Source organism: Sulfitobacter sp. PS-8MA (genome assembly GCF_040933935.1).
Taxonomy (GTDB): Bacteria; Pseudomonadota; Alphaproteobacteria; order Rhodobacterales; family Rhodobacteraceae; genus Sulfitobacter.
Genome location: NZ_JBFQYJ010000007.1, coordinates 94,105 through 118,478, shown reverse-complemented (window position 1 = coordinate 118,478; position 24,374 = coordinate 94,105). Strand labels below are relative to the sequence as shown.

Here is a 24,374-nt window from a genome sequence, read left to right as displayed (position 1 = left end):
TCCATTATTTTCCAACGCAAAAACTACTGAAAATCTCATCCAGCAGGTTTTCAACGCCAATCAGCCCGACCAATGACTCCAAACTACGTATCGCATATCGAAGTTCTTCCGCAGCGAGATCATAGGCATCCGGACCTTGACGCAGGATAACATCAACTTCAGCCAAGGACGAGGCGGCTTTTTGCAGAGCGACACGATGCCGCTCATGGGTCGCGAGACCGATGGTAGAACTGCGCTTCGATAAGGTATCTTGAACCTTGGTAATCAGGGCGTCGATACCCAGACCAGTTCGCCCGGAAACACCATCTGCATTTCCGGTCATATCTACTTTCGGGCGTACTGCTATATCCCCGGGCTGCATGGCAACGCCGAGATCTTCTTCAGGTTCCATCAAGAACACCCGCAAGTCCGCCAACGCGGCGCGTTCCCGGGCGCGGCCTATCCCGATGGCCTCGATCTGATCTTCGCTTTCCCGCAGGCCAGCCGTATCCAATAGGGTGACCGGGAGGCCGCCCAGGTCCATTCGGACTTCGATGACATCTCGGGTCGTCCCCGCGATTTCCGACGTAATCGCTGCGTCACGCCCCGCAAGCGCATTCAGCAGTGTGGATTTCCCGGCGTTCGGCGCGCCAATAATCGCAACTTCAAACCCATGGCGCACGCGTTCGGCGACTAGGGTGCCTGCGATCTCCGCTTTCAAATCCGAGCCAACATCGCTTAGCAGGGTGGCAACTTCTGGCGTCACATCCACCGGCACTTCCTCGTCAGCAAAATCGATCGTTGCTTCGAGAAGCGCGGCGGCGCGGATCAGATGGGCGCGCCAGGTTTCGACCCGCCTGCCAAGATGCCCGGACAGCACCCGAACCGCTTGCTTTCGCTGCGCCTCGGTTTCGGCTTCGATCAAATCCGCGAGCCCTTCGACCTGAGCGAGATCAAGCTTTCCGTTCTCCAGGGCGCGGCGGGTAAACTCGCCAGCGTCGGCGAGACGGGTTTCATCAAAAGTCGAGAGCAACGACAGCATTGCACGGACCACGGCGATAGAGCCATGCAGATGCAATTCGATGACGTCTTCACCCGTGAAGGAGTTCGGACCGACGAAACTCAGCACCAAGGCTTGGTCAATCACCTCACCATCCGCGCCATGCAGGTTGCGCAACACCGTATCGCGCCCTTCGGGGCGCTTACCGATAATCTCCTGCGCAATCGCAAAGGCGCGCGGGCCCGAGATGCGGATGACCGCCACCCCTGCCCGGCCCGGCGCGGAAGCTTGGGCGAATATCGTGTCCATACGTCAATAACCTATTGTTATTTATAAATAACTCAGGTGTTCATGGAGTCGAAGAAGTCAGAATTCGACTTTGTCTGTTTGAGTTTGCCGAGCAGGAACTCAATGGCATCTGTGGTGCCCATCGGGTTGAGAATCCGGCGCAGAACGAAGGTTTTCTGAAGGTCGACCTTATCGACCAGCAGGTCTTCTTTCCGCGTGCCAGATTTCAGGATGTCGATGGCGGGGAAGACGCGCTTGTCGGCGATCTTGCGGTCGAGCACGATCTCGGAGTTGCCGGTGCCCTTGAACTCTTCGAAGATCACCTCGTCCATGCGGCTGCCGGTGTCGATCAGCGCGGTGGCGATAATGGTGAGCGAGCCGCCTTCTTCGATGTTGCGCGCGGCGCCGAAGAACCGCTTGGGGCGCTGCAAGGCGTTGGCGTCGACGCCGCCGGTCAGAACTTTGCCGGAGGAGGGCACGACCGTGTTGAAAGCACGGCCGAGACGGGTGATCGAATCGAGCAGAATCACCACGTCGCGTTTATGTTCAACGAGGCGTTTGGCTTTTTCGATGACCATTTCAGAGACCGCCACGTGACGGGTCGCCGGTTCGTCAAAGGTGGAAGAGACGACCTCCCCCTTCACCGAACGCTGCATGTCGGTGACTTCCTCGGGCCGTTCGTCGATCAACAGCACGATCAAATAGCACTCAGGATGGTTCTTCTCGATGCTATTGGCGATGTTTTGCAGCAACACGGTCTTACCGGTGCGCGGCGGGGCGACGATCAGCGACCGCTGGCCTTTACCGATGGGCGAAACCAGATCGATGATCCGCGCGGAGCGGTCCTTGATCGTGGGGTCATCGACCTCCATCGTCAGGCGCTCATCCGGGTAAAGCGGCGTCAGGTTTTCAAAAGCGACCTTATGGCGCGCCTTTTCTGGCGCTTCAAAGTTGATCTTGGTGACTTCGGTCAGCGCAAAGTAACGCTCCGTGTCATCAGGGGCCTTGATCAGCCCTTCGATCGTGTCCCCGGTGCGCAGCGACCATTTGCGGATCATGTCGGGCGAGACATAGATGTCATCCGGACCCGGCAGATAGTTCGCTTCGGGCGAGCGCAGGAAACCGAATCCGTCCTGCAACACTTCGAGCACACCGTCGCCGGAAATCTCCCAACCGTCATCCGCACGTTCGCGGAGAATCTGGAACATCATCTCGCCCTTGCGCATGGTCGAGGCGTTTTCGATTTCCAGCTCTTCGGCCATGGCGAGCAGGTTTTTCGGCGTCTGCGCCTTCAGATCAGCGAGGTTCAGCGTTTCGGTTGTCATGGAGCATCCTGTTCAGCCGCAGCAGAATGCGGGCTGGTCGATAGTTTGAATGTGGCAGGCAGATACCGCCCCGGACGGGACAGTGGCGCAGATATAGGCGGCGGGACCGCGTGAGTCAATCGGCTCAGAATTTCACCACGACGGAGAAGACGATCACGATCATCAAAAGCGTCGGCACCTCGTTCAACAGGCGAAATTGACGCCCGGTGACGCGGCTCTCGCCCTGCTTGACGGTTTCGACCTGTTTTTTCAGCCAAACATGGAAAATCGTCATCGCGATCACACTGGCACCTTTGGTCCAGGGCCAGATCATCGTCCAGTCCACCAGCCCGGGCGTGAGGACGAGGGCGAGGCCAAAGAGCCAGGTCGCCATCATCGCGGGCCGCATGATGACCTGAGCGAGCTTGTATTCCATCATCGAGAAGGTGTCGTGCATCGGCCCGCTGGCGCCGGCCTGCTCCACATGATGCACGAAAAGACGCGGCAGATAGAAAAGCGCAGCCATCCAGCTGATGACGGAGACGATATGGAGCGCTTTGATCCACGGATAGGCATAGCTGAGTAGGTCAAACATGGGGAAGGCTCCGGTGTGCGTGCTTCTTTCTTAATAAATAAGAAAAGAGAAAAGATGTAGTTGATTGTAGGGACCCGGATTCCTGTGGATTATTGTTTTATACCGTCGGTTATCAACAGGTGAACAAACTTCACGACCCCCTGTGGATAAAACGGCTTCGATTCGCGAATGTTTATTTTTCTCAACATCTTGCTGGCGTATTTTCCGGGGGACAAAATGTATCGATGCGGGGATAACCAGTGAAGTGTCGTGGTTATACGCACAAGCGGCTTATCCCTATCCATGGGGGTGGGAATCGGCGACAAAAACCGCGACTCGGGGCGAGATTTGCGCACTTGTGCTGTCAACGTTTATCTCGCAGAACAAACCCTCAGGATTTGCGCCAGTTCACCACAGGGTTATCCACATGCCGCAAAAATTCGTCCTCGCCTCCGGCTCGGAGATCCGTGCGCAGCTCCTGGCGCAGGCCGCGATTGCGCATGAGGTGATCCCGCCGCGGATCGACGAAGAGATGATCACCGCCGCGCTACGGGCCGAAGCGGCCAAGCCGCGCGACATCGCCGACACTTTGGCCGAAATGAAGGCGCGCAAGGTGAGCGAAAAACTCCCCGGCGCCTTGGTTTTGGGCTGTGATCAGGTCTTGGAGCATCGCGGTGAGATGTTGCACAAGCCGCGCGACCGGTATGAGGCCATTGCGCAGCTGCATCGCTTGCGCGGGGATCGCCATGCGCTGCTCTCTGCGGCCGTGCTTTATGAAGATGGGAAACCGCTCTGGCGGCACGTCGGCCAGGTGCGCCTGAGGATGCGGGAGGCAAGTGACGCTTATATCCAGGATTACGTCGACCGGAACTGGGAGAGCATCCGCCACGCGGTCGGCTGCTATAAGCTGGAAGAAGAAGGCGTGCGCCTGTTCAGCCAGATCGAGGGGGATTACTTTCACGTCCTCGGTATGCCATTTCTAGAACTGCTGAACTATCTGACGCTGCGCGGAGACCTGCCGACATGAGCCTGTCAAAAATCCCCCTTGCCGGTGTGATCGGCTCGCCCATCGCCCATTCCAAATCCCCGCAGTTGCACCGCCATTGGTTGGAGACCTACGGCATCGCCGGTCACTATGTCCCGCTCGACGTTGAGCCGGGCGATCTGAAAGAGGTGCTGCGAACGCTGCCCAAGATGGGTTTCGTGGGTGTGAACCTGACCATCCCGCATAAAGAAGCGGTGATGGCGTTTGCAGATCTGATCACCGACCGCGCCACGCTGATCGGGGCGGCCAATACGCTGATCTTTCGGGCGGATGGCAAGATCCATGCGGATAACACCGACGGCTATGGGTTTATTGAAAACCTCAAGGCGGGCGCGCCGGAATGGGACCCGAAAGCCGGGCCAGCGGCGGTGCTCGGGGCCGGGGGCGCGGCGCGCGCGGTGGTTTCGGCCTTGATCGAGGCCGGCGTGCCCGAGATTTGCCTGTCAAACCGCACCCGCATCCGGGCCGAGCAGTTGCAGCGCGATTTCGGCAACCGGGTCAAGGTTGTCGACTGGGTGCAGGCGGGCAATATGCTGGGATATGCGCAGCTTGTGGTGAACACCACCTCGCTCGGCATGATCGGCAAAGGCGCGCTGCGCGTCCCGCTCGACGGGCTGCGCCCCGGCACGGTGGTGACCGATCTGGTCTATGCGCCGCTACGCACCCATCTGCTGGAAACGGCTGAAGAAATGGGCTGTGTCACTGTCGACGGCCTGGGCATGTTGTTGCATCAGGCGGTGCCCGCTTTTGAGCGTTGGTTCGGCCAGCGGCCAGAGGTGGACCGCGCAACCCGCACGGCGGTGCTGCGCTGATGTTTCATTTGGGGCTGACCGGGTCGATTGGCATGGGCAAATCGACCACGGCAAAGATGTTCGCCGAAGAAGGCTGCGCCGTCTGGGATGCCGACGCGGCGGTGCATCGGCTTTATGCGGCGGATGGCGCGGCGGTGGCGCCAATGCGGGCGGCTTTTCCTTCGGCGATAGAGGGCGGCGCCGTTTCCCGCGGCGCGCTGAAAGAGATCATCGCCGCCGATCCCACTGCCCTGCCCCGGATTGAGGCAATCGTGCACCCGCTGGTGGCCCAAGACCGCGCGACATTCCTTGCCAACGCCGAGAGTGACATTGCCGTGCTCGATATTCCGCTGCTGTTCGAAACCGGCGGCGACGCTGCGATGGACGCTGTCGCCTGTGTCACGATCCCAGATGCCGTCCAGCGCGACCGCGTGCTCGCCCGCGGCACCATGACCGAAGCGCAATTCGACGCCATCCGCGCCAAGCAAATGCCCGCCAAAGAGAAGTGCGCCCGTTCAGACTATGTGATAGAGACCGACACGCTCGACCATGCCCGCGCGCAGGTGCGGGCGGTGATCCGTGACATCAGGGAAAAACTGCGCCATGCGTGAAATCGTGCTCGATACCGAAACCACCGGCTTTGACCCCGAAAGCGGCGACCGTATCGTCGAGATCGGCGCGGTCGAGCTGATGAACCATATGGCCACGGGCGAGACCTATCACCAATATATCAACCCCGAACGCTCGATGCCCGAAGAGGCGTTTCAGGTGCATGGGCTGGGCGATGATTTCCTGCGCGACAAGCCGAAGTTCGCCCAGATCGGCAAGTCCTTCCTCGACTTTATCGGCACGTCAAAGCTGATCATCCATAACGCCGCTTTCGATATCAAATTTCTGAATGCCGAACTGCGTTGGATGGGCCTGCCGCAGATCCCCTGGGAGCAGGCGCTGGATACATTGGAGATCGCGCGCAAACGGTTCCCCGGCTCGCCGGCTTCGCTGGATGCGCTCTGCCGTCGCTTTGGCATCGACAATACCTCGCGGACCCTGCACGGCGCCTTGCTCGACAGTGAAATCCTGGCCGAAGTCTATCTGGAATTGATCGGCGGGCGGCAGCCCGACTTTGCGCTGTCATCGGCCCCCGAACGCAAGACGGGCGAGCCGGACACGCGCTGGACCCCGAAACCACGGCCCAATCCCCTGCCCCCGCGTCTGACAGAGGCCGAAGCCGCCGCCCATGCCGAATTTGTCGGTAAACTGGGCGACGACGCGCTGTGGAAACAGCTTGGCTGACGCTTAGGCGTCGGCTTTGGGCTGGTTCTCGGCCTGACGGCGGGCGACTTCATTGCGGTACAGCGACAGGAAGTCGATGTTTTCGAGGTTCAGCGGCGGGAAACCCCCGTCGCGGGTCACGTCGCTGACAATGCGACGCAGGAAGGGGAAGATCATGCGCGGGCATTCGATCAGCAGATAGGGGTGCATCTGCTCGTCCGGCACATTCTCGACCTGAAAAATACCGACATAGTCGATTTCCAGCAGGAACAGCGTGGCATCGCCCTCTTTCGCCTTGGAGGTGATGTTCAGCTTGATCGCCGTTTCATACTGGTTGTCGCCGCCACGCTTTTTCGCGTCGAGGTTGACCTGAACCTGCACGTCGGGCTGCACATCGGCGGGCGCACCCTTTTGCGCCATGATGTTTTCAAACGACATATCGCGGATGAACTGGCCCAGCACGCGCATCGAAGGCTGCTGCGCTTGGGGTGTTTCGTTTTCTGCCATGGTCTCTGTCCTGTTGTGGTTACTCTTTTAAATCCAGCCGGACTTATCAGTTTGCTCCGGGCCGCTCAATCCTTTGTCCAGCCCGAGGGGCCTTTGGTTTGCCGCGGCTGTTCCGGGATTTCGTGAAAATCGCCGTCGATCACATCGCCGCGCGGCTGGTGCCGGCCCCCTGGTCCGGGGCGCGGCCCGGGGCCACCCGGCGTGCCAAAGCTCTGCACCTTTACCCGGTCTCGAATCGCGCGATAGGCTGCTGCCCGGAAACGCGGGATCAGAAAGGCAAAGCCGACCGCATCGGTGAAAAAGCCGGGCGTGAGCAATAATGCGCCGGAAAAAAGGATCATCGCCCCATGCACCAAGGGCTCTGTCGGGTCGCGCAGGTCAGAAAAGGAGCTGCGCAGCTGCCCCATCGCAATCGCGCCCTGAGAGCGCACCAACCATGTGCCCAGAATGGCGGTTAACACCACCACGGCAAGGGTCCAGCCAAGGCCGATGGCCCCGCCAACTTGGATGAAAAGCGTGATCTCGATCAGAGGCACGGCGATAAATGCGATCAATAGCCACATGCGGCAGGGTCCTTTCGCTGGGGGCAGAGTGGACTTGCCCGGGTCGAACACCTACATAAGAGCTTAACCTGCATGTTTCCATGCCACCCCTGAATGAGGTTTCGATGAATTCTCCCCTGATACAGCTTCTGGTGCTTGCCGGTATCGCCGTATTTCTGATCCTGCGCCTGAAAAACGTGCTCGGCACCCGCGAAGGTTTCGAAAAGCCGCCGGTGTCGGATCAGTCTCCGGCGCCGCGCAGCGGTGGTCCGGCTTTTGAAGTCATCGAAGGTGGCCCGGATCTCGACATCACCGACCATGTGCCGGCCGACAGCACATCGGCCAAGGCTTTGGCCGAGATGAAACGGCTTGAGCCCTCCTTTGGCGTTAGCGATTTTCTGCAGGGCGCGCGTGGCGCCTATGAGATGATCGTGATGGGCTATGAGCGGGGCGATCTGGCGGAAATTCAGCCGTTCCTCGCCGAAGATGTCTACGAAAGCTTTGTCGACGGCGTCGCTGCGCGTGAGGATCAGGGGCTGACGATTGATGCCAATTTCATCGGCGTGCGTGAGATGGAACTGATCGACGCCCGCTTGGATGAGACCACCAAGGAAGCAGAGATGACCATCCGCTTTGTGGGGGAATTGACCTCGGAAGTGCGCAACCGTGACGGGGAGGTTGTCGAAGGCAGCAGCAGCGAGATCAAGCGCCAGAAAGACACTTGGGTTTTTGCCCGCATCATGGGCTCGGATGATCCAAATTGGCTGTTGGTTTCCACAGACGGGTAACCCATGCGCTCGCCGCATTGGCCTTGCTGGCAGGGGGTGGCATGACTCTGCCCGCCGCAGCAGAAGTGCATTATGAGGTCTTGGACTTTGCCGATCTGGACGGCTGGGCCGAGGATGACCATGCCGCCGCTTTTGAGGTTTTCACCAGCACCTGCGGCGACATGAAAGACCTCGACTGGCGCGCCCTGTGCAAACTTGCCAAGGACGGTCCCGACCCTCGGCAGTTTTTCGAGTTGTTCTTCCGCCCGGTTCTGATGGAAGACGGGAAAGCACCGCTTTTCACCGGCTATTTCGAGCCGGAACTGGACGGGGATCTCTATCCTTCCGCCCGCTATCAATACCCGATCTATGCGATGCCGCCCGAGGCCGAAGAGCGGCGCCCTTGGCTCACCCGGCGTGAAATTCTCGACGGTGACGTGATGCGTGACCGGGGGCTGGAGATCGCTTGGGTCGATGATCCGGTGGAGTTGTTTTTCTTGCAAATTCAAGGCTCTGGCCGCATTCGCCTGCCCGACGGCAGTTATCTGCGCGTCGGCTATCGGGGGGCGAATGGCCATGACTATCGCTCGGTCGGCGTCGAATTGGTGCGCCGCGGGGTCTATGAGCCGCATCAGGTCAGCGCCGATGTGATCAAGAACTGGGTGCGCCGCAATCCTGAGGATGGGCGCGAATTGCTCTATCACAACCCCTCCTATGTCTTTTTCCGCGAGGTCAGCCGCGTGCCGGCAGACAAGGGGCCGCTGGGCGCGATGAACCGCTCGATCACCGAGATGCGCAGCGTGGCGGTGGACCCGTCGCATGTGCCGCTGGGCGCGCCGGTCTGGCTGGAGAAAGACGGGGAGGAACCGCTCCGGCGTCTGATGATCGCGCAGGATACCGGTTCGGCCATCAAGGGCGCGCAACGGGCGGATGTGTTTTTCGGCACCGGCGATCAGGCGGGCCGCGCCGCCGGGCGTCTGCGCGATCCGGGGCGGATGTTGGTGCTGATGCCGATCCAACGCGCCTATGCCTATCTGCCCGAAAGCGCCCTATGAAACGGCGCCGGTTGAATGAAGATGACCTGGCGCTTTGGCGCAAGGTGACGGAGCGCACAGAGAAGCTTGATCTCAACAAGCTCTTCACACCGGCGATCGACGCGCCCCCGCCTGCCCCGCCGCAGGTGCGCCGGGCCAAGAACGCCTTGCAGGGCAACAAACCCCAGCCCCCGGCCAAGAAACGCAGCAATGATCTGCGCCCTTCGCTCGCCGAGCAGATGAAAGCGGCCCCGGTTCAGATGGATCACAAGGCTTTCGGCAAGCTGAAACGTGGCAAGCTGCGCCCCGAGGGGCGGATCGACCTACATGGTATGACGCTCGACCGCGCCCATCCGACGCTGCAAGGCTTCATCTTTGACGCGCATCGGCGTGGCAAGAGGCTGGTGCTGGTCATTACCGGCAAGGGCAAGCGCCGCGACGAAGGCGGGCCGATCCCGGTGCGCGATGGCGTGCTGCGTCATCAGGTGCCGCAATGGCTGTCAATGCCGCCGCTGAACGCGCTGGTGCTTCAGGTCGTGCAGGCCCATGTCAGCCACGGCGGCGGCGGGGCGTATTATGTCTATCTGCGGCGCAACCGCTAGGGCTGAGGCTTGGCCTGTAGCGGTGGATCGCCCAGCCCGCCAAAGCCGCCGCCGCGAGATAATAGAGCGCAATCGGCAGCATCTGCTGCGGGAATTCGACGCCAAGATCGATGAACAGCCCCGTCACCCCCGGCCCGACGGCCGAGCCAAAGACCATCAGCGCCGCCGCAACCGCTTTGATCGACCCGACATGGCGGGTGCCGTAATATTCCGCCCAGAAGGCCGCCGGCGCGGTCGACTGCATCCCCTGCCCCGCGCCGAAAATAATCAGTCCGATCCCGGCCATCCACAGCGTGTCGGCATAGGCCAGAACCATGAAAGCCAGGGCGAAGGGCAGCATCTGCACCGGCACCACGCGGCTCACGCCAAAGCGGTCAATCGCCCAGCCCGACAGGAAGGTGCAGGCCACGGCCGAGAGCGTATAGATCGGCATGAGCGCCACGAATTCGACCAGCTGCCAGCCCTTCATCTCGACCAGATGGACCTGATGAAAGAACAGCGCCGTGCCCCATGCAGATGGGCCGACAGCAAAGGGGATCATCATCCAGAACAGGCCAGAGCGGAACATCTCTGCCCGCGTCCAATGCCGCCCCTGCATCCCGGCCCGCTGCGCTTGTTCGGCCATGGACTGCGGCGTGCGCTCTTGCCGCAGCAGGAGCAGGATCACCGGAATGGTCAGCAATACCAGCACCGCCGCCAGCACCCAAAGGCTGCGCCAGTGAAAGCTGGCAAAGAGCGCCACAAAGATCACCGGGAGAAACGCCTGCCCGGCGGCAAAGCCCATCGAGGAGAGCGACAACGCCTTGCCCCGGGTGGCCTCAAACCAGCGCACCATGGCGACTTGTCCAAGCTGAGACATCATCCCCTGCCCGGTCAGACGCAGCGCATAAACGACAAAGATCAGCGCGATCCAATTCGGCACCGCCGCCATCGCCAGACAAGCGCCCGCCAGCGTCACCATCACGCCAAAGGCCAGCACCCGCACGCGAAAGCGGTCGGTCAGCACCCCGGCCCAGACCATCGTCAGCGCCGAAAGCGTGGTGCCGATGGTATAGATCCCGCCCCATTGTCCGTCGCTCAGGCCAAAGTCGCCCTTAATCGCGCCCGCGAAAAGCGAGATGAAATAGGTTTGCCCATAGGACGAGGTAAAGGTGAGCAGGAAACCGGCCAGCAGAAACAGCCAGTTACGCCGCAGAAATAAGAGGTAATCCATGCCCCATTCATCGCCGGGGCATGGAGAAATGGAAAGCCCTAAAGGACGTAGCGGCTGAGATCGGTCGAGCGGGTCAATTCGCCCAGGTTCGCCTCAACAAAATCCGCGTCAACAGTGATTTCCTGCCCAGAACGGTCCGGCGCGTCAAAGGAGACTTCCTCGAACACCCGTTCCATCACCGTATAAAGCCGCCGCGCGCCGATGTTCTCGACCGAGGTGTTCACATCCGCCGCGATCTTGGCCAGCGCCGCGATGCCGTCATCGGTGAAGGTGACGGTCAGCTCTTCGGTGCCCATGAGGGCGGTGTACTGGCGCGTCAGCGCATTGTCGGTCTCCGTGAGGATCCGCACGAAATCCTCTTCGGTCAGTGCGCGCAGTTCGACACGGATCGGCAGACGCCCCTGCAATTCGGGCAGCAGGTCCGAGGGTTTGGCGATATGGAAGGCACCGGAGGCGATAAAGAGGATGTGATCGGTCTTCACCGGGCCATATTTGGTCGAGACAATCGTGCCCTCAATGAGCGGCAAGAGGTCGCGCTGCACGCCTTCACGTGAAACATCACCGCCCCGCGCGTCCGACCGGGCGCAGACCTTGTCGATCTCATCAAGGAAGACGATGCCATTCTGCTCCACCGCTTCAATCGCGGCGCGGTTCACGGCTTCTTCGTCGAGCAGCTTGTCCGCCTCTTCGCCCAGCAGCACGTCATAGCTATCGGCCACCGCCATGCGTTTCTTGGTGGTCCGCCCGCCCATGGCTTTGCCAAAGAGGTCACCAAGGTTCATCATCCCCATACTGCCGCCGGGCTGGCCGGGAATATCCATCATCGGGAAGGGGCTGGAGGTATCGGCGACCTCCAATTCGATCATCGTGTCGTCCAACTCGCCATTGCGCAGCTTCTTGCGAAACATCTCACGGGTGCCGTCACGCGCATCGGTTCCGGCGATGGCGTCGATCACGCGCTCTTCGGCGGCCTGTTCGGCCTTGGCCTTCACATCCTCGCGCATGAACTCGCGGGTCATGGCGATGGAACTGTCGATCAGATCGCGGATGATCTGCTCCACGTCGCGGCCCACATAGCCAACTTCGGTGAATTTCGTCGCTTCCACCTTGATAAAGGGCGCACGCGCCAGTTTGGCCAGACGGCGGCTGATCTCGGTCTTGCCGACACCGGTGGGGCCGATCATCAGGATGTTCTTGGGGTAGACTTCGTCGCGCAGATCGTCCGAAAGCTGCTTGCGCCGCCAACGGTTGCGCAGCGCCACGGCAACGGCACGTTTGGCGTCTTTCTGGCCGATAATATAGCGGTCCAGTTCAGAGACGATCTCGCGGGGGGTCAGGTCAGTCATGCGGTGATTTTCTCCACGGTGAGGTTGCCGTTGGTGTAAACGCAGATGTCGGCGGCAATCGCCATGGCATCGCGGGCGATGGTCTCGGCGTCGCGGTCGCTTTCCATCATGCCGCGCGCGGCGGCGAGGGCGTAGTTCCCGCCCGAGCCGATCGCGGCGACTTCATGCTCCGGCTCCAGCACGTCACCGGCGCCGGTGATGACCAAAAGGTCCTTGCCATCGCTCACAATCAACATCGCTTCGAGCTTTTGCAGGTATTTATCGGTGCGCCAATCCTTGGCCAGTTCGACACTCGCGCGGGCCAATTGTCCCGGTGTCGCTTCCAGCTTGGCTTCCAGCCGTTCCAGCAGGGCGAAAGCATCCGCCGTGGACCCGGCAAAGCCCGCCACCACGTCATAGCCACCGGGGCTGAGCTTGCGCACCTTGCGCGCCGTGCCTTTGATCACGGTCTGGCCAAGGCTGACCTGTCCGTCACCGGCAATCACCACTTCGCCGCCTTTCTTGACGCCAATGATCGTGGTCCCGTGCCAACCGGGGAAATCGTCGTTCTGTGCCATGGGGCCTCCTGTCGCTTGGCGCTCTATATGGCCCCCGTGGCAAGGCAGGACAAGGGCAGCGGCGCTTGCGGGCGGTGGGGCGTCGGGATAGCGTCACCCCATGCAAGTTCACGCCCCTGTTGATATTTACCTCGAAGCGCCGCTGCGCGAGAGTGCCGAGGCCGGAGCGCATAACTTCATCGCCAAAATGACACAGGCGCTCGAAAATGCCCGGTTTAGGGTCGCATATCGCGATATAGACGGGCCGGTGCAGGACCGCGGCGCGCTGTCGCTCAGCCATATGGCCCCTGCCCCAACGGCGCGCGGCCTGCTGTTCCGCCGCTGCTACCACTACCCGTTCTGGCAGATCGAAGCGCGCCCTGAGCGTTGGCTTTGGGACGTGGCACAGGCGCAGTTTGACCCCGCGCAGGTGCAGGCCAAAGCGGCAGCGCAATTCTATCGCTTTTGGCAAAAGCGCCTCTTTGGCGACGCGCCCCGACAGGCGCGGCATGACGGGCCGATCTATGTGGCTTTGCAGGGCCGTTTGCTGCAGCGCCGGTCCTTTCAAACCTGCAGCCCGATCGAGATGTTGGCGCATACGCTCGGCCATGGTGGCAAACCCGTCGTCGCGGCCCTGCATCCAAAGGAGGACTATAGCGCGCCGGAATTGGCGGCCTTGGAGAGACTTGCGGCCCGGCACCCTGCCCTGCAGCTCACCACGGGGGGCATGGAGCAGCATCTGGCAAGCTGCGCCTATATGGTCACGATGAATTCGGCAGCAGCATTCTCGGGCTATTTCTTCGGCAAGCCAGCGCTGTTCTTTGGCGAGATCGATTTTCACCATATCGGGGTCAAAGCAGACCTCTCGGACCTTGCAGGCAGCTTTGCGGCGGTCGCTGAGGCGCGGCCCGATTACGCCGCCTATCTCTACTGGTTCTGGCAGGAAAACTGCATCAACGCGGGGCGGCCTGAGGCCGAAGAGAGGATCGCGGCCCGGTTGCGCCGCTTTGGCTGGCCGGTCTAGCGCAATAGAAAAGGGCGCCCCGAAAGGCGCCCGTTTTCATCGTTTGAGTTCAGCTAATAGGCTGAACTATCAGATGGATTCTTCGATCCAGCTTTGCAGGGCCGCCTTGGGGCGTGCGCCGGCAAGGTTCGATACGACCTGACCGTCTTTAAAGATGAACAGCGCCGGGATCCCGCGCACGCCGACCTGAGCGGGCGAATTCGGGTTTTCGTCGACGTTGACTTTGACGATCTTCACGCGACCGCTCATTTCATCCGAAAGCTCTTCGAGCGACGGGCCGATCTGTTTGCACGGGCCGCACCATTCGGCCCAGAAATCGACCAGAACCGGAATGTCCGAATTTTTGACTTCGGCGTCGAAAGTGTCGTCGGTGACTGCGACGGTTGCCATGATGCTCTCCTGACAGGAATGGGTTAAGGCCTGAACCTATGAACGCGCGGCAGTGGCGTCAAGATATGGCAGGGCGTGCAGTGCATTTGTCACGATATCGTTGGGCAGCACCATCAGCTTGGCCTTGGCCGTCCAGAGGAGCGCGGTCTCGATCCGCCTGTCGGGATAGATTTGCCGCAGCATATGGGCATAGGCTCCCATCTGGCGCAGCACCCCCTCGGGGCAGCTCTCGGCGTCGCTTGGCAGTACGCGGTTGGTTTTGAAATCCACGGCAAGGATAAGGTCCTCGGCGATGATCAGGCGGTCGATGGTGCCATGCAGCCGCTGGTCGCCAAGGCTTCCAGTCACAGGAACTTCGGCAAGGGTTGTGTCCGCAAAAAGCGGGGCAAGGGCAGGGGTGTCGAGCACCGCCTCAGCCTCTTGCCGCGCGCGGTCGATATGCTCGGCCGGGTATGCGCGGGCGAGCCGGTTCAGGAAAATATCCCGCGCGTCGGCGTCCATCATCGGCAGATGTTCGAGCAGCTCATGGACCAAAGTGCCATAACGCAAGGCCGTTTCCATATCGGCACCTGCCTCGCCCGCCAAGGCCTTCGCGCCGCCGAGATCAGAGGGCGAGAGGGTTTTGGCCTCTCCGCTCGGCGCGGGGGCCGGGCGGGTGAAAACAGGGTCTAAAGCGGGGGTGGTGACGGTTTCCTGCGGCGTTTCCACCACCTCAAGCGCGTCCCAGTCGCCCTGTTGATACCGAAGCGTGCCATCATCGCTCACCTGCTCAGCCTGCAACCGGGTCAACGCCGCCTCGGTGATCTGATACCAAGAGGAGCCGTCTTTCGACAATTCCCCCGCCGCCGCGACGATCAGCCATTTTTCCGCGCGGGTCATGGCGACATAGAGCAGGCGCAGCCGTTCTTGCAGCGCCGCCGCTTTCATCTCCTCCAGCTGCGCCTGTATCTGTTGCGGCATATCGTTGGCGGCAGCTTTCCACACCGGCGTGCCGTCGAGGGTGATGATCTCATCCTTGATCGTGACATCGCGCCGGCCGGTGTCAGGCAGGATCACGATCGGCGCTTCCAGCCCTTTGGCGCCATGCACGGTCATCACCCTGATCTGGTTCGAGGCAGAGTCGATCTGGCGTTTGATCTCCAGATCATCGGTCTGCATCCATTGCAGGAAACCGGTCAGGCTCGGCACCGATCCGCGCTCATAGGCCAGTGCTTGGCTCAGCATCGCGTTGATCCCGTCCTCGGCCTCTGGCCCCAAGCGCGCGAGCAATTTGCGGCGGCCATCGTGACGGGTCAGAATACGTTCGATCAGGTCATAGGGCCGCAGGTAGTCCACCTGTGCCCGCAGGTCGCGCAGCATGGCAAGGGTTGGGGCATGTTCCTCGGTCTGTTTGCGCAGCGCCTGCCAAAGATGGTCCTCTTTGCGGTAATGCGCGAGCGCGAAGAGCGCCTGCTCCGACCAGCCGAAAAGCGGCGACTTGAGGGCGGTGGCGAGGGAGAGATCATCGTCGGGCGTGGCCAGAAACGACAGGATCGCCGCCAGGTCGCGCACCGCCAGCTCCGCGCCGACCTTGAGCCGATCCGCCCCGGCGATGGGCAGTTCGGCCGCCTTACACGCGCGGATAATTTCGGAAAACAGCGCGGAGCGGCGCTGCACAAGGATCAGGAAATCGCCCGGCTGAATGCGCCGCCGGGCCAAACCGCCTTTGCTGTCGTCGGGCAGATAATGCGCTTCGGTGGTCAGTTCCTTGATGCGCCGCGCCATGCGCTCTGCCAGTTGCACCGTATGATGCCGCGCGCTGCGCCGGTCGACAGGATCGGTCCAATCGCCTTCCTCGTCTGGGCCGGCTTTCTCGATAAAGGGCCAAAGATCGACGCGCCCGGGCAGGCGATCCTTGAAGGCCATATGGCCATCGTTCGTGAAACCGCTCAGAACATCAGGATCGAAAACACCGTCCACCGCCTGCAAAATGGCCGACGAAGAGCGGAAGGAATAGGCAAGGCTGCGGCGTTGAAAGAACTGCCCCGCTTCGCCGATCTTCTGCTCGAAGGTCACGCCTTTGCGGTCCAGCTCCTCGGGGTCCGCGCCTTGGAAGGAATAGATCGACTGTTTCTTGTCCCCCACGACAAACAGCGTGCGGTCCACGTCACTGCGTGCGCCTGCGCCGCTGTAGAATTCATCCGTCAGCCGCTCGATCACGTCCCATTGCCGGGGCGAGGTGTCTTGGGCTTCGTCCACAAGGATGTGATCAATCCCGCCGTCGATCCGGTAAAGCACCCAAGCCGCGACGGCCTTGTCGGTCAGCAGGGCGCGCGCCTTGAGGATCAGATCGTCGAAATCAAGCCAGCCGCGCTTTTGTTTCTCATCCGCATAGCGGGCAAGGAAACGCCCGGCGAAACGGTGCAGCACATAGGATTTGCGCGCGGCTTTCAGCGCCAGGCGCGCTTCGCGGGCGTCCTCAACCCGCTGCATCAACTGCTCAAGCTGCGGCATCTGCTCGGCAATGATCTTTTGCGTCGGTTTGGTGGGGAAACTGCCGATCTTGGCGGTAAAGGGCGATTTCGCGCCGCTGCCGGTCAGCAGGATATTCTCCAACTGGGGCAGGGCGGAGAGATCGTAGTTCTCTATCTCCTGCAAGGCCACGCCGGCTTTGCCATCATTGCCGCCCTTGGCCAGCAGATGCGGGATGATCTCGGCCATCATCGCGGCTTCGCTGCCAAGGAAGACGGAAGCCGCGATACTGTCTTCGGTGAGGTCTTCGGGCTGGTCGAAGAGCGCCAGGATCTCAGGCCAGGAACGCGCCTCGGCAAAGGCATCCCGCTGCCCGACGATGCTGCGCGTCAGGCTTGCGAAATCCTCGCCGGTGTAGTGCCGCGCAAGATCGGCGACGAGCGGCGCGTCCGCGCCTTCGGCCATCTCATCCACAATCTCGGCGCGCAGCAAATCAGCGGCACGGTCCTCGATCTCGGTGAACTGCGGGCTGACCTGCGCCTCCAGCGGGAAGCGGCGCAGCAGCGCGGCGCAGAAGGAGTGGATGGTCTGGATCTTCAGCCCGCCCGGCGTTTCAATCGCGCGGGCGAAAAGGGTACGGGCATTGCGCAGCTGCTCCGGCGTCAACTCGCCTGCGACGCCCAGATCGGCCAGCGCACCGCGCAGCGCCTCGTCTTTCAGCATCGCCCATTCGCCCAAACGTTTGAACAGGCGGTTCTGCATCTCCGAGGCGGCGGCTTTGGTATAGGTCAGGCAGAGAATATGCTGCGGCTCGACCTCATCCAGCAAGAGCCGCGCCACGCGGTCGGTCAGCACACGGGTCTTGCCGGAGCCGGCATTCGCGGTCAGCCAAGTGGAGGCATCCGGCCGGGCAGCGTCGATCTGGGCGCGGGTGGCATCGTCGAAATCACGCATCATTCCAGATCCTCCGGCTTGGCACGGCTGGTGCCATCCCATTCACCGAACCGGGCGAGCTGGTCATAGTTTCCGGCAAAAGCATCGGTCTGCAGCATGCGCCGTGCGGCAAACCCCTGGCCTTCGTCAAGGTAGCGCGACAGCAGCGCGTGCAGCCCGGCGAGCACCTCTTGCGGGTTTTCTTCGTCCAGGGGGGCGGGCACTTCGACGGGTTTCGATCCCAACCCGATGAAGGCCGCATGGGCCACATGCGCCACGCCCACTTCGGGGAAGCCGCCGCGTTCGACCATGGCCGCTTCGATCAGCAGTTGCTTGTCGAACAGGCGCTGCTCCTTTTTGCCCGGAGGGGTGCCGGTCTTGTAGTCATAAATCAGCACATCGCCATCATCGGTCTGGTCGATCCGGTCGGCAAAGCCGCTGAGGGTAAATCCGAGGTCCGCGAACGTGTAACTGCCGCGCGCGCCTTGCTCAAAGGCGACGGGGCTGGAAAACGCGGCGCGGCTGCGTTCGCGGGAGATGAACCAATCCGCGATCCGGTCAATCCGCGCCAGCCACATGGCGCGGGCGGCAGGCCATGGGGCTTCTTCCTCCAAGACCTGTGCCGCCACATCAAGCAGGGTTTCGCGGCTCAGCCGGGCCGGGTCACGGGCCACCAGTTTCACGAAATCCTCCATGATACGGTGCAAGATGATGCCGCGCACCGGCGCGTCGGGCGATTGCACCAGCGGATTGATGGCGCGCAGCTTCAGGCTGTGTTTGGCGTAGACGGCATAGGGGTCGCGGATCAGCGTCTTGATCTCGGTCACCGACAGTTTGCGGGGCCGCGCCGCACGCGGGGGGCGGGGTGACGGGCGCGGCGCCGGGGGGGTGCGTTCCACCGCCTCCAAGGCGCGGACCTGGTCCAGCCACCGTTCGCCACGCTGCTGCATCGCGCGCCATGCCTCGGGCCCGCCGGTCTCGCCCAGACCGCCCAGCAGATTGCCCAGCCGGTTGAGCCAACGCGACGGCACCATCTCGGCCTCATCCGAGCGGATGGCGCGGGTGATCCAGACCTCGGGGCTGGCGATGGCCTGTTGATAGTCATGCGCCGAAAGCCCGATGCGCCGTTCGGGCAGCAGCAACCCCGCTTTCTCGCGCATTTGCCGATTCAGCCAGGGATCGGGCGGCGGTGCTTCGGGCCATGTGCCTTCGTTGAGGCCCCCGAGGATCACCAGATCGGCCCCTTGAACGCGGGCCTCCATCGTGCCCCAGATCATAATGTCCGGGTGCGGCGTATCGGCCTCGCGCACCTCTTCCTGGGACAGCAATGCGCCCAAAAGATCCGCATAATCAGCAGCATTCATCGCGCCGCCATGCACCGCATGTTCGGTCAGGTTCGCCATCACCGCCTCGGCAGAGGTGCCGGCGCCGTGCTGCCAAAGCAGGTGATCCGGATCAGCGGGCGCGCCTGCGGCGATTCGCTCGGCCAGCGCCAGATGCGCGGCGACGCAATCGGGCAGGGGGCGTTCGCCGGGGGCGTCATGGCCGGGGAAAGTCTCCCCTACCCAAGCGATCCAATCGCGAAAACCGCTGGGGTCTTCCATGCGTTTGGCGGCGCGTTCTGCGATCTCGGCCAGACCCTCGGCGCTGGGATAGGGCAGGCCATGGCGGCGGATTTCGGCCTCAAGGCGCTGGGTGTAAAGCTGGTGAAAGTTTCGCCCCGCGCCGCTGTGGGTCAGCGGGTGTTTCAACAGTGTGAGCAGGGCTTCGGCGTCGAGTTTGCGCAGGAACAGCGCCGCCACATGGCGCAGAAAGCGCCCCGGCGGGGACAGTTGCAGGGGCATCCCGGCGCTGTCGTCGGGCAGGATATTCCAACGGTCGAGCGCGGCGGTGACCTGACGGGTCAGCATCCGGTCAGGCGTGATCAGCGCGGCCTTCACGCCATCCTCAGCAGCTTGGCGCAGCCGGAGCGCGATGGCGAGCGCTTCGACGCGGGGCGTGGGAGCCTCAACCAGCGTGATATCGGCAGTGGCGCCCTGCAGGTCTTCGAGTTTCGGGCCCTCGTTGAGCCAGGCATGTGTCACCGGGGCAGGGCGCAGCGACAGCGACAGCAGCCTGTTCCGCGCGGCGGACACCGGGGGCATCTCGCACCAGGGTTCAACCGCCCCGCGCGGCACGTCGAGCATGTTCATCAGCTTGCGGAAACGGTACTGCGGATGATCCTCGGCCAGCAGCGCCTGATCCAACTCGTTCCAAACGGCGGTGGGCATTTCAAAGTCAAAGCCCGGCAGGATGATCGCCCCCTGCGGCAGGCGGGCCACGGCCTCCATCAGCAGCGCCGTTGTCCCGCGCGAGCCGGTCGATCCTGCGAGGATCACCGGATGTTGCGGCGGGTTGTCCTGCCAGCGCGTGATGATCCGGGCGACCAACTGCCGGCGGCGGGCCTCGGCATCGGGGCGGGTGGTGGTCTGGCCAAGGTAGTCATGCGCGATGGCGAGGAAACGCTGCGCGCGCTCCCAATGGGCCGAAAGGTTGCCGACATCCAGCCCGGCCACGGTCTCGGGCGAGACGCCTTCGCCCTGCATCTCGTCGATCAACCCGGCGAGACTGTCTGACAGGGCATAAAGCGAGGCGCGCGGAGCGAGATCGGGGGCGGCGTCCAGCAGGCGCGAGACCAGTTGGATCAGTTCCAGCCGCCGTTGCAGCGGTGGCGTCGGCGCCGGCAGCGCGATCCCGGGGGCCAAGGCATCCAGATCGGTGATCAAGCGAATGCGCGGCAGAAACCCGGCAGGACCGGCATCGAAATCATGACGCAGGCGGCGCGCCATCCGGTTCGTGTTCACCAGCAGTTCAATCCGCGCCATGGCTTCGGGCGGGTGGTGTTCCAGCCGGTCACAAAGCCCGCGCACCAAGCCGCGCGGAAAGTCTACGCCCGGCGCAAGGCCAAAGACGCGGGGGCGGTCTTGCGGCTCAAACATCGGCATCTGCCAACAGGCTTTCGGCCAAGGCAATGCCGCCGGGGTGGCCGACGTCGCACCAGCGCCCGGGGTAGGCCATCCCGAACAGGCGTTCGCGTTGCAGCATCATGTCCCACAAAATGTTGAGCGAAAAACGTTCCTCTTCGATCTCAGCCAGTAGGTCGGTTTTGATGATCTGAACCCCGCCATAGACATTCCCCGGCCCGCGGGTCAGATGCCCCTCGGGGCCAAGCGCAAAGTCCCCCTTGCCCTCATGGCCCAGCGTTTGTCCAAGCGGCACGGTCATCAACAGCGCGTCCATCTGGCGGGGCTCCCAAGCCGCGCGCAGCAATGTCAGCGGGTTTGGTCCGGCCCAGATTGCGTCACTGTTCATGGTAAAGACCGGCCCCTCGCCAAGCAGCGGCAAGGCATTGCGCAGCCCGCCACCGGTGTCGAGAATGTCAGGCATCTCTCGGACCGTGGCAACGCCCTGAGGCCGCAGATGTGCCTCAAGCTGATCGGGCAGGTAATGCAGATTTGCGACAATCCTGCGCGGTGCAATGCCGCGCGCGAGGTCGAGCGCATGGTCAATCAGCGGACGCCCGGCGAGGGGGACCATCGGCTTGGGTTGGGTCTGGGTCAGATGTTTCATACGCGTGCCAAAACCGGCCGCGAACATCATGATGGCGTCGGGGTGGTCGCGCATTGGCTTTTCAGATGCTCCAGAAATTCGGGGGTCGGGCAGGGCAAGACACCGTCGATGCTGTTTGCCACCGAGGCCAGCGCCGGGTGGCGCAGATTGTGTTGCAAATGGTTCCAGACCCGCGGGATCAGATCGACATAATGGCCCTTGCCGTCGCGCAGGCAAAGACGGGCAAAGATCCCCAAGATACGCAGATTTCGCTGCGCACCAAGCACGGCATAGGCGCATCGGAAGTCCGCTGCGTCATGGCCTGTCTGCATGAGGTAATATTCAATCATATGCGCCTCAATCGCGCGCGGCACGTCGCGGCGGGCGTCTTGCAGGATCGAGACAAGGTCATAGGCCGGATGCCCCAAAAGCGCGTCTTGAAAATCGAGCAGACCCACGCGGGCCGCGCCCGGACGGTCGGGCAGCCACAACAGGTTTTCGGCGTGATAGTCGCGCAGGATCACCACGTTGGACGCAGGGTCCAACGCCTGTGCCAGCGGTTGGAAAGCCGCGGCAAATGCCGTCTGCATATCCTGCTCGGAGGCGTAGAATTCGAACGCCGGGGCGACCATATCGGTGAGCCACTGCGCGTCACAGCGCGGCAGGTCAAGCGCCGGCGCGCGGTGCAAATGCACCAGCACATCCACCGCCGCACGATACAAGGGCTGCTCCTGTGTCGGATCATCGGCCATCAGGCGGGCAAAGAGGTCATCGCCAAGATCTTCGAGCAGCAGCAGACCCCGCTCAGGATCGGCGTGGTAGATTTCCGGCGCGCTAAGCCCAACCGATGAAAGATGCGCAGCGACGGTGAGAAACGGGCGCACGTCCTCGCCGCGCTCGGGCGGCGCATCCATTAAAATGGCACTTTGCCCATCCGGCTTGCGCAGCCGGTCATAGCGGCGGTTTGACGCGTCGCCCGCCAGCAGGCTGCGCGCGGCATCGGCCCAGCCTGCCTCTTGCAGAAAGCGGTCGATGAGGGGGCCGCGTTCGGTCATGCCTGCCGCCATATTGCCAGTTTTTCATCCCAGCTAGGCGCTGTCCATTCGGCGCTCAGGTGACGCATCTCGTCATCCGCGCCCGGCGATAGGGTGACAGTGAGCGCGTTCTTTGGCGCCAAAGGCCCCAGACGGTCGGGCCATTCAACAACGCAGATCGCATCTTGGAACGCCTCGGCGAGGCCCAGTTCTTCGATTTCATAGGTCGAGGTCAGCCGGTAAAGATCCGCATGCCAGATCGCGCCATCGCGGCCTTCGTAGGTTTGCACCAGCGTGAAGGTCGGGGAGGGGATGTCTTCGGGCTGCGGTAACAGGGCGCGGATCAGCGCACGGGCGAAATGCGTCTTACCGGCGCCGACATCCCCGGTGAGCAGGATCACATCCCCCGGCAGAAGTTGAGCGGCCAAGTCGCGGGCGCGACTGGCGGTGTCTTCGGGGCTGGTTAACGTGAGAGAGAGGCTTTGGGCGGACATGCCCCATGCTTAGCGTTCCCGTAGGCAGCCGCAAGATCAAAGCGGCGGGTCGGGGAACCCCTAGGAGGGCTGGCGCCGATCTGCCTTGGCGCCTGCGCCGGCTGACTTGCGATGGGCAAGGGCATCGGCGGCCCGGCGAAAGCGCACCAATGTCGCGCCCGAAGCGATTGCCGAAACCTCGCAGCGCAACGGCGCGCCTTTGAGCGGGTAGATTGGCATGCTCCAGCCCGCGCGGTCGCCCCGACCGGAGACGAAGTCGGCGATATCGGGCCAGAGCGGGTTGGGCGCGGCGTGCTGCTGCCAGACATCAATCGCATCCGATATGGTGATATCGGCAAAGCTGTTTTCCGGGTCTTGTTGCCAGAGCTCGCGGTAGGCCGCGTTGCAAAAGGTCAGCACGCCCGAGGCGGAAAAGACGGCGAAACTGTCTTCCAGCCTGTCCAGCAGGCTTTGGCTGACCTCCAGCTCGGCCCGAAAATTGCGTGTCAGCGTCACTTCGGCGGTGATGTCTTCAATCAGAAAGGCGGTGGCGCCATCGGGATGCGGGCGGCCCCTTACGCTATAGGTCTGCCCGGTTTCGAGCGTCCATGTTTCCTGATAGCGCCCATCGGTCGCCGCCGCGATCACCTCCGCTATTTCCTGCCGCCAGTTAAGGTAGTTTTTCGGCTCCGGCATATGGCGGTTTTCGCGCAGCTGGTCGAAAAAAGACACCATCGTAGGCCGCGCGCTGAGAAAGGGCGCGGGCAGGGCGGTGAGATCGACGAGGGCGGGATTGAACAGGGCCAATTGGCCGTTGCGGTCAAAAATGGCCAGACCGATCGATAGATGGGCAAAGGTTTTGGCAAGGGTCTGGACGAAATTGCGCTGCGCGTTTTCGGCCGCGACCACCGCGTCGATACAGGTGGCGTGATAGATCTGAACCCCGTCCAGCGAGGTGGTGTTCAACGCATACCAATGTTGCTGTTCTTCACTGTCGCCCTGCAGGCAGACGCGGTTGGGGTGCTCCGGCTCAGGCGTGCTGAACAGCGCCGCGCCGCTGGCGTTCGGCTGATGCTGGGCGCGGCGTTTCAGCGTTGCATAGGCGCGGTTGTGCCAGATGATCTGGCCGCTGGGGTTGGTCTGCCAGGCCGGGTTCGGGCTGCAATCGCTGGCGCGGCGCAGGGCGGCCAGTTGTTCATGGGTTTCGCGCGCCAGATCGGGTTCAGCGCGGGCAAGCGGCATATGCAGCCAGCACAGCGCATCGCGCCAGCTGAGGCGCAGCTCGCCCGGGCTGTCACCATCTTCGGCCCGCAGCGTCAGGCTGCCGGGATGGCCGGCGCGGGGGGCGGCGGGAAAATCGGGGAAACGCGGCAGCAGAGCGCTTCGAATATCCTCCCATTCGTGGTGGCCGGGGGCGAGTGCGAAACGCGTGAGCGCCATGTCGGACCCATGTAGCAGATGCCCGTCTTCGAACAGCAGGCTCATCCCGCTCTCCGCCGGGGCGGCAAGGGGGGCGGGGGAATGGGGCATGCGCAACCACCAAAGAGCCGCCGCAGCCGTGACGCAGGTCGCCACCAGCACGATCAGGAACTCTTGCAATGCCATAACGGAAAATCCTTTCGGCAAATGCGATCGCCCCAGTCTGTCGTCAAAAGGTTAACGGAAGGTTAACGCGGCAAAG

23 protein-coding genes are annotated in these 24,374 nt (G+C 62.4%); 8 read left to right on the top strand and 15 right to left on the bottom strand.

The features are described 5' to 3' along the window. Positions 1-4: 4 nt before the first annotated feature. The 3 genes from mnmE to AB4M76_RS13950 form a co-directional block, all read right to left on the bottom strand. Positions 5-1,288, bottom strand: a complete 1,284-nt coding sequence (gene mnmE, locus AB4M76_RS13960; protein WP_368442557.1) for a tRNA uridine-5-carboxymethylaminomethyl(34) synthesis GTPase MnmE — start codon at positions 1,286-1,288, stop codon at positions 5-7. 32 nt (positions 1,289-1,320) lie between these two features. Then, a complete protein-coding gene (gene rho, locus AB4M76_RS13955) occupies positions 1,321-2,592 on the bottom strand; it encodes a transcription termination factor Rho (protein ID WP_067267859.1) in 1,272 nt (423 codons plus the stop codon). Positions 2,593-2,716: 124 nt separating this feature from the next. After that, entirely contained in the window at positions 2,717-3,166 is a 450-nt protein-coding gene (locus AB4M76_RS13950; RefSeq protein WP_368442556.1) for a CopD family protein, read from the bottom strand. A 406-nt stretch (positions 3,167-3,572) separates the two neighbouring features. Between AB4M76_RS13950 and AB4M76_RS13945 the strand changes: the two genes are divergently transcribed. The 4 genes from AB4M76_RS13945 to dnaQ are packed head-to-tail and all read left to right on the top strand — an operon-like array spanning position 3,573 to position 6,274. Then, positions 3,573-4,172, top strand: coding sequence for a nucleoside triphosphate pyrophosphatase (locus AB4M76_RS13945; protein WP_368442555.1), 600 nt, complete (start codon positions 3,573-3,575; stop codon positions 4,170-4,172). Beyond that, entirely contained in the window at positions 4,169-5,002 is an 834-nt protein-coding gene (locus tag AB4M76_RS13940) for a shikimate dehydrogenase (protein WP_368442554.1), read from the top strand. The genes AB4M76_RS13945 and AB4M76_RS13940 overlap by 4 nt, the downstream gene beginning before the upstream one ends. Beyond that, positions 4,999-5,592 (top strand): dephospho-CoA kinase, encoded by a 594-nt coding sequence (gene coaE, locus AB4M76_RS13935; protein WP_368443509.1) that lies wholly within the window; start codon positions 4,999-5,001, stop codon positions 5,590-5,592. The genes AB4M76_RS13940 and coaE overlap by 4 nt, the downstream gene beginning before the upstream one ends. Further along, entirely contained in the window at positions 5,585-6,274 is a 690-nt protein-coding gene (dnaQ, locus tag AB4M76_RS13930) for a DNA polymerase III subunit epsilon (RefSeq protein WP_368442553.1), read from the top strand. The genes coaE and dnaQ overlap by 8 nt, the downstream gene beginning before the upstream one ends. A gap of 3 nt (positions 6,275-6,277) precedes the next feature. Here the strand turns inward: dnaQ and secB are convergent, their stop codons facing one another. Both secB and AB4M76_RS13920 read right to left on the bottom strand, forming a co-directional pair. Beyond that, on the bottom strand, positions 6,278-6,760 hold the full coding sequence (gene secB, locus AB4M76_RS13925) for a protein-export chaperone SecB (protein WP_368442552.1): 483 nt from the start codon (positions 6,758-6,760) through the stop codon (positions 6,278-6,280). 65 nt (positions 6,761-6,825) lie between these two features. Further along, the gene (locus AB4M76_RS13920; RefSeq protein ID WP_368442551.1) at positions 6,826-7,323 is read right to left on the bottom strand and encodes an FxsA family protein; all 498 of its coding nucleotides are present in this window, start codon (positions 7,321-7,323) and stop codon (positions 6,826-6,828) included. A gap of 104 nt (positions 7,324-7,427) precedes the next feature. Between AB4M76_RS13920 and AB4M76_RS13915 the strand changes: the two genes are divergently transcribed. From AB4M76_RS13915 to AB4M76_RS13905, 3 genes are read left to right on the top strand one after another with little or no spacing between them, the layout of a single operon-like run. Further along, positions 7,428-8,090, top strand: coding sequence for a Tim44/TimA family putative adaptor protein (locus AB4M76_RS13915; RefSeq protein WP_368442550.1), 663 nt, complete (start codon positions 7,428-7,430; stop codon positions 8,088-8,090). A gap of 41 nt (positions 8,091-8,131) precedes the next feature. Further along, positions 8,132-9,124 (top strand): murein transglycosylase A, encoded by a 993-nt coding sequence (locus AB4M76_RS13910; RefSeq protein WP_368442549.1) that lies wholly within the window; start codon positions 8,132-8,134, stop codon positions 9,122-9,124. Further along, the gene (locus AB4M76_RS13905) at positions 9,121-9,705 is read left to right on the top strand and encodes a Smr/MutS family protein (RefSeq protein ID WP_368442548.1); all 585 of its coding nucleotides are present in this window, start codon (positions 9,121-9,123) and stop codon (positions 9,703-9,705) included. The genes AB4M76_RS13910 and AB4M76_RS13905 overlap by 4 nt, the downstream gene beginning before the upstream one ends. Here AB4M76_RS13905 and AB4M76_RS13900 read toward each other — a convergent pair. Genes AB4M76_RS13900 through hslV form a run of 3 tightly spaced genes read right to left on the bottom strand, consistent with a single transcriptional unit; the run spans position 9,653 to position 12,821 of the window. Beyond that, entirely contained in the window at positions 9,653-10,918 is a 1,266-nt protein-coding gene (locus AB4M76_RS13900) for an MFS transporter (protein WP_368442547.1), read from the bottom strand. The genes AB4M76_RS13905 and AB4M76_RS13900 overlap by 53 nt on opposite strands. A 38-nt stretch (positions 10,919-10,956) precedes the next feature. Next, a complete protein-coding gene (gene hslU, locus AB4M76_RS13895) occupies positions 10,957-12,264 on the bottom strand; it encodes an ATP-dependent protease ATPase subunit HslU (RefSeq protein WP_368442546.1) in 1,308 nt (435 codons plus the stop codon). Beyond that, positions 12,261-12,821, bottom strand: coding sequence for an ATP-dependent protease subunit HslV (hslV, locus tag AB4M76_RS13890; RefSeq protein WP_368442545.1), 561 nt, complete (start codon positions 12,819-12,821; stop codon positions 12,261-12,263). The genes hslU and hslV overlap by 4 nt, the downstream gene beginning before the upstream one ends. A gap of 100 nt (positions 12,822-12,921) precedes the next feature. Between hslV and AB4M76_RS13885 the strand changes: the two genes are divergently transcribed. Beyond that, on the top strand, positions 12,922-13,824 hold the full coding sequence (locus tag AB4M76_RS13885; RefSeq protein ID WP_368442544.1) for a hypothetical protein: 903 nt from the start codon (positions 12,922-12,924) through the stop codon (positions 13,822-13,824). A 69-nt stretch (positions 13,825-13,893) separates the two neighbouring features. On the opposite strand, the gene trxA is transcribed toward AB4M76_RS13885, so the two are convergent. Genes trxA through AB4M76_RS13850 form a run of 7 tightly spaced genes read right to left on the bottom strand, consistent with a single transcriptional unit; the run spans position 13,894 to position 24,298 of the window. Further along, positions 13,894-14,214 carry a thioredoxin gene (trxA, locus tag AB4M76_RS13880; RefSeq protein WP_368442543.1) on the bottom strand — a complete coding sequence of 107 codons (321 nt, stop codon included), beginning with the start codon at positions 14,212-14,214 and terminating at the stop codon, positions 13,894-13,896. A 36-nt stretch (positions 14,215-14,250) separates the two neighbouring features. Next, positions 14,251-17,622, bottom strand: a complete 3,372-nt coding sequence (gene addA / locus AB4M76_RS13875) for a double-strand break repair helicase AddA (RefSeq protein WP_368442542.1) — start codon at positions 17,620-17,622, stop codon at positions 14,251-14,253. After that, entirely contained in the window at positions 17,619-20,576 is a 2,958-nt protein-coding gene (gene addB, locus AB4M76_RS13870; RefSeq protein WP_368442540.1) for a double-strand break repair protein AddB, read from the bottom strand. Before addB ends, addA begins: the two co-directional genes overlap by 4 nt. Continuing rightward, on the bottom strand, positions 20,569-21,261 hold the full coding sequence (locus tag AB4M76_RS13865; protein WP_368442539.1) for a nucleotidyltransferase family protein: 693 nt from the start codon (positions 21,259-21,261) through the stop codon (positions 20,569-20,571). Before AB4M76_RS13865 ends, addB begins: the two co-directional genes overlap by 8 nt. Next, complete coding sequence (locus AB4M76_RS13860) at positions 21,234-22,241, bottom strand: aminoglycoside phosphotransferase family protein (protein WP_368442538.1); 1,008 nt, start codon at positions 22,239-22,241, stop codon at positions 21,234-21,236. The genes AB4M76_RS13865 and AB4M76_RS13860 overlap by 28 nt, the downstream gene beginning before the upstream one ends. Continuing rightward, positions 22,238-22,714, bottom strand: a complete 477-nt coding sequence (tsaE, locus tag AB4M76_RS13855; protein ID WP_368442537.1) for a tRNA (adenosine(37)-N6)-threonylcarbamoyltransferase complex ATPase subunit type 1 TsaE — start codon at positions 22,712-22,714, stop codon at positions 22,238-22,240. Before tsaE ends, AB4M76_RS13860 begins: the two co-directional genes overlap by 4 nt. Before the next feature lie 60 nt (positions 22,715-22,774). Beyond that, positions 22,775-24,298: a PAS-domain containing protein gene (locus AB4M76_RS13850; RefSeq protein WP_368442536.1), complete on the bottom strand. Its 1,524-nt coding sequence runs from the start codon at positions 24,296-24,298 to the stop codon at positions 22,775-22,777. Positions 24,299-24,374: the final 76 nt, after the last annotated feature.

Excerpts from the sequence above, each read along its gene's own strand:
- addB (WP_368442540.1), bottom strand. The coding sequence starts at position 20,576 with ATGTTTGAGCCGCAAGACCGCCCCCGCGTCTTTGGCCTTGCGCCGGGC.
- hslU (WP_368442546.1), bottom strand. The coding sequence starts at position 12,264 with ATGACTGACCTGACCCCCCGCGAGATCGTCTCTGAACTGGACCGCTAT.
- AB4M76_RS13860 (WP_368442538.1), bottom strand. The coding sequence starts at position 22,241 with ATGACCGAACGCGGCCCCCTCATCGACCGCTTTCTGCAAGAGGCAGGC.
- rho (WP_067267859.1), bottom strand. The coding sequence starts at position 2,592 with ATGACAACCGAAACGCTGAACCTCGCTGATCTGAAGGCGCAGACGCCG.
- AB4M76_RS13920 (WP_368442551.1), bottom strand. The coding sequence starts at position 7,323 with ATGTGGCTATTGATCGCATTTATCGCCGTGCCTCTGATCGAGATCACG.
- dnaQ (WP_368442553.1), top strand. The coding sequence starts at position 5,585 with ATGCGTGAAATCGTGCTCGATACCGAAACCACCGGCTTTGACCCCGAA.
- AB4M76_RS13910 (WP_368442549.1), top strand. The coding sequence starts at position 8,132 with ATGACTCTGCCCGCCGCAGCAGAAGTGCATTATGAGGTCTTGGACTTT.
- AB4M76_RS13885 (WP_368442544.1), top strand. The coding sequence starts at position 12,922 with ATGCAAGTTCACGCCCCTGTTGATATTTACCTCGAAGCGCCGCTGCGC.
- hslV (WP_368442545.1), bottom strand. The coding sequence starts at position 12,821 with ATGGCACAGAACGACGATTTCCCCGGTTGGCACGGGACCACGATCATT.
- mnmE (WP_368442557.1), bottom strand. The coding sequence starts at position 1,288 with ATGGACACGATATTCGCCCAAGCTTCCGCGCCGGGCCGGGCAGGGGTG.
- AB4M76_RS13905 (WP_368442548.1), top strand. The coding sequence starts at position 9,121 with ATGAAACGGCGCCGGTTGAATGAAGATGACCTGGCGCTTTGGCGCAAG.
- AB4M76_RS13950 (WP_368442556.1), bottom strand. The coding sequence starts at position 3,166 with ATGTTTGACCTACTCAGCTATGCCTATCCGTGGATCAAAGCGCTCCAT.
- AB4M76_RS13850 (WP_368442536.1), bottom strand. The coding sequence starts at position 24,298 with ATGGCATTGCAAGAGTTCCTGATCGTGCTGGTGGCGACCTGCGTCACG.
- trxA (WP_368442543.1), bottom strand. The coding sequence starts at position 14,214 with ATGGCAACCGTCGCAGTCACCGACGACACTTTCGACGCCGAAGTCAAA.
- AB4M76_RS13915 (WP_368442550.1), top strand. The coding sequence starts at position 7,428 with ATGAATTCTCCCCTGATACAGCTTCTGGTGCTTGCCGGTATCGCCGTA.
- addA (WP_368442542.1), bottom strand. The coding sequence starts at position 17,622 with ATGATGCGTGATTTCGACGATGCCACCCGCGCCCAGATCGACGCTGCC.
- AB4M76_RS13940 (WP_368442554.1), top strand. The coding sequence starts at position 4,169 with ATGAGCCTGTCAAAAATCCCCCTTGCCGGTGTGATCGGCTCGCCCATC.
- AB4M76_RS13900 (WP_368442547.1), bottom strand. The coding sequence starts at position 10,918 with ATGGATTACCTCTTATTTCTGCGGCGTAACTGGCTGTTTCTGCTGGCC.
- tsaE (WP_368442537.1), bottom strand. The coding sequence starts at position 22,714 with ATGTCCGCCCAAAGCCTCTCTCTCACGTTAACCAGCCCCGAAGACACC.
- secB (WP_368442552.1), bottom strand. The coding sequence starts at position 6,760 with ATGGCAGAAAACGAAACACCCCAAGCGCAGCAGCCTTCGATGCGCGTG.
- AB4M76_RS13865 (WP_368442539.1), bottom strand. The coding sequence starts at position 21,261 with ATGCGCGACCACCCCGACGCCATCATGATGTTCGCGGCCGGTTTTGGC.
- AB4M76_RS13945 (WP_368442555.1), top strand. The coding sequence starts at position 3,573 with ATGCCGCAAAAATTCGTCCTCGCCTCCGGCTCGGAGATCCGTGCGCAG.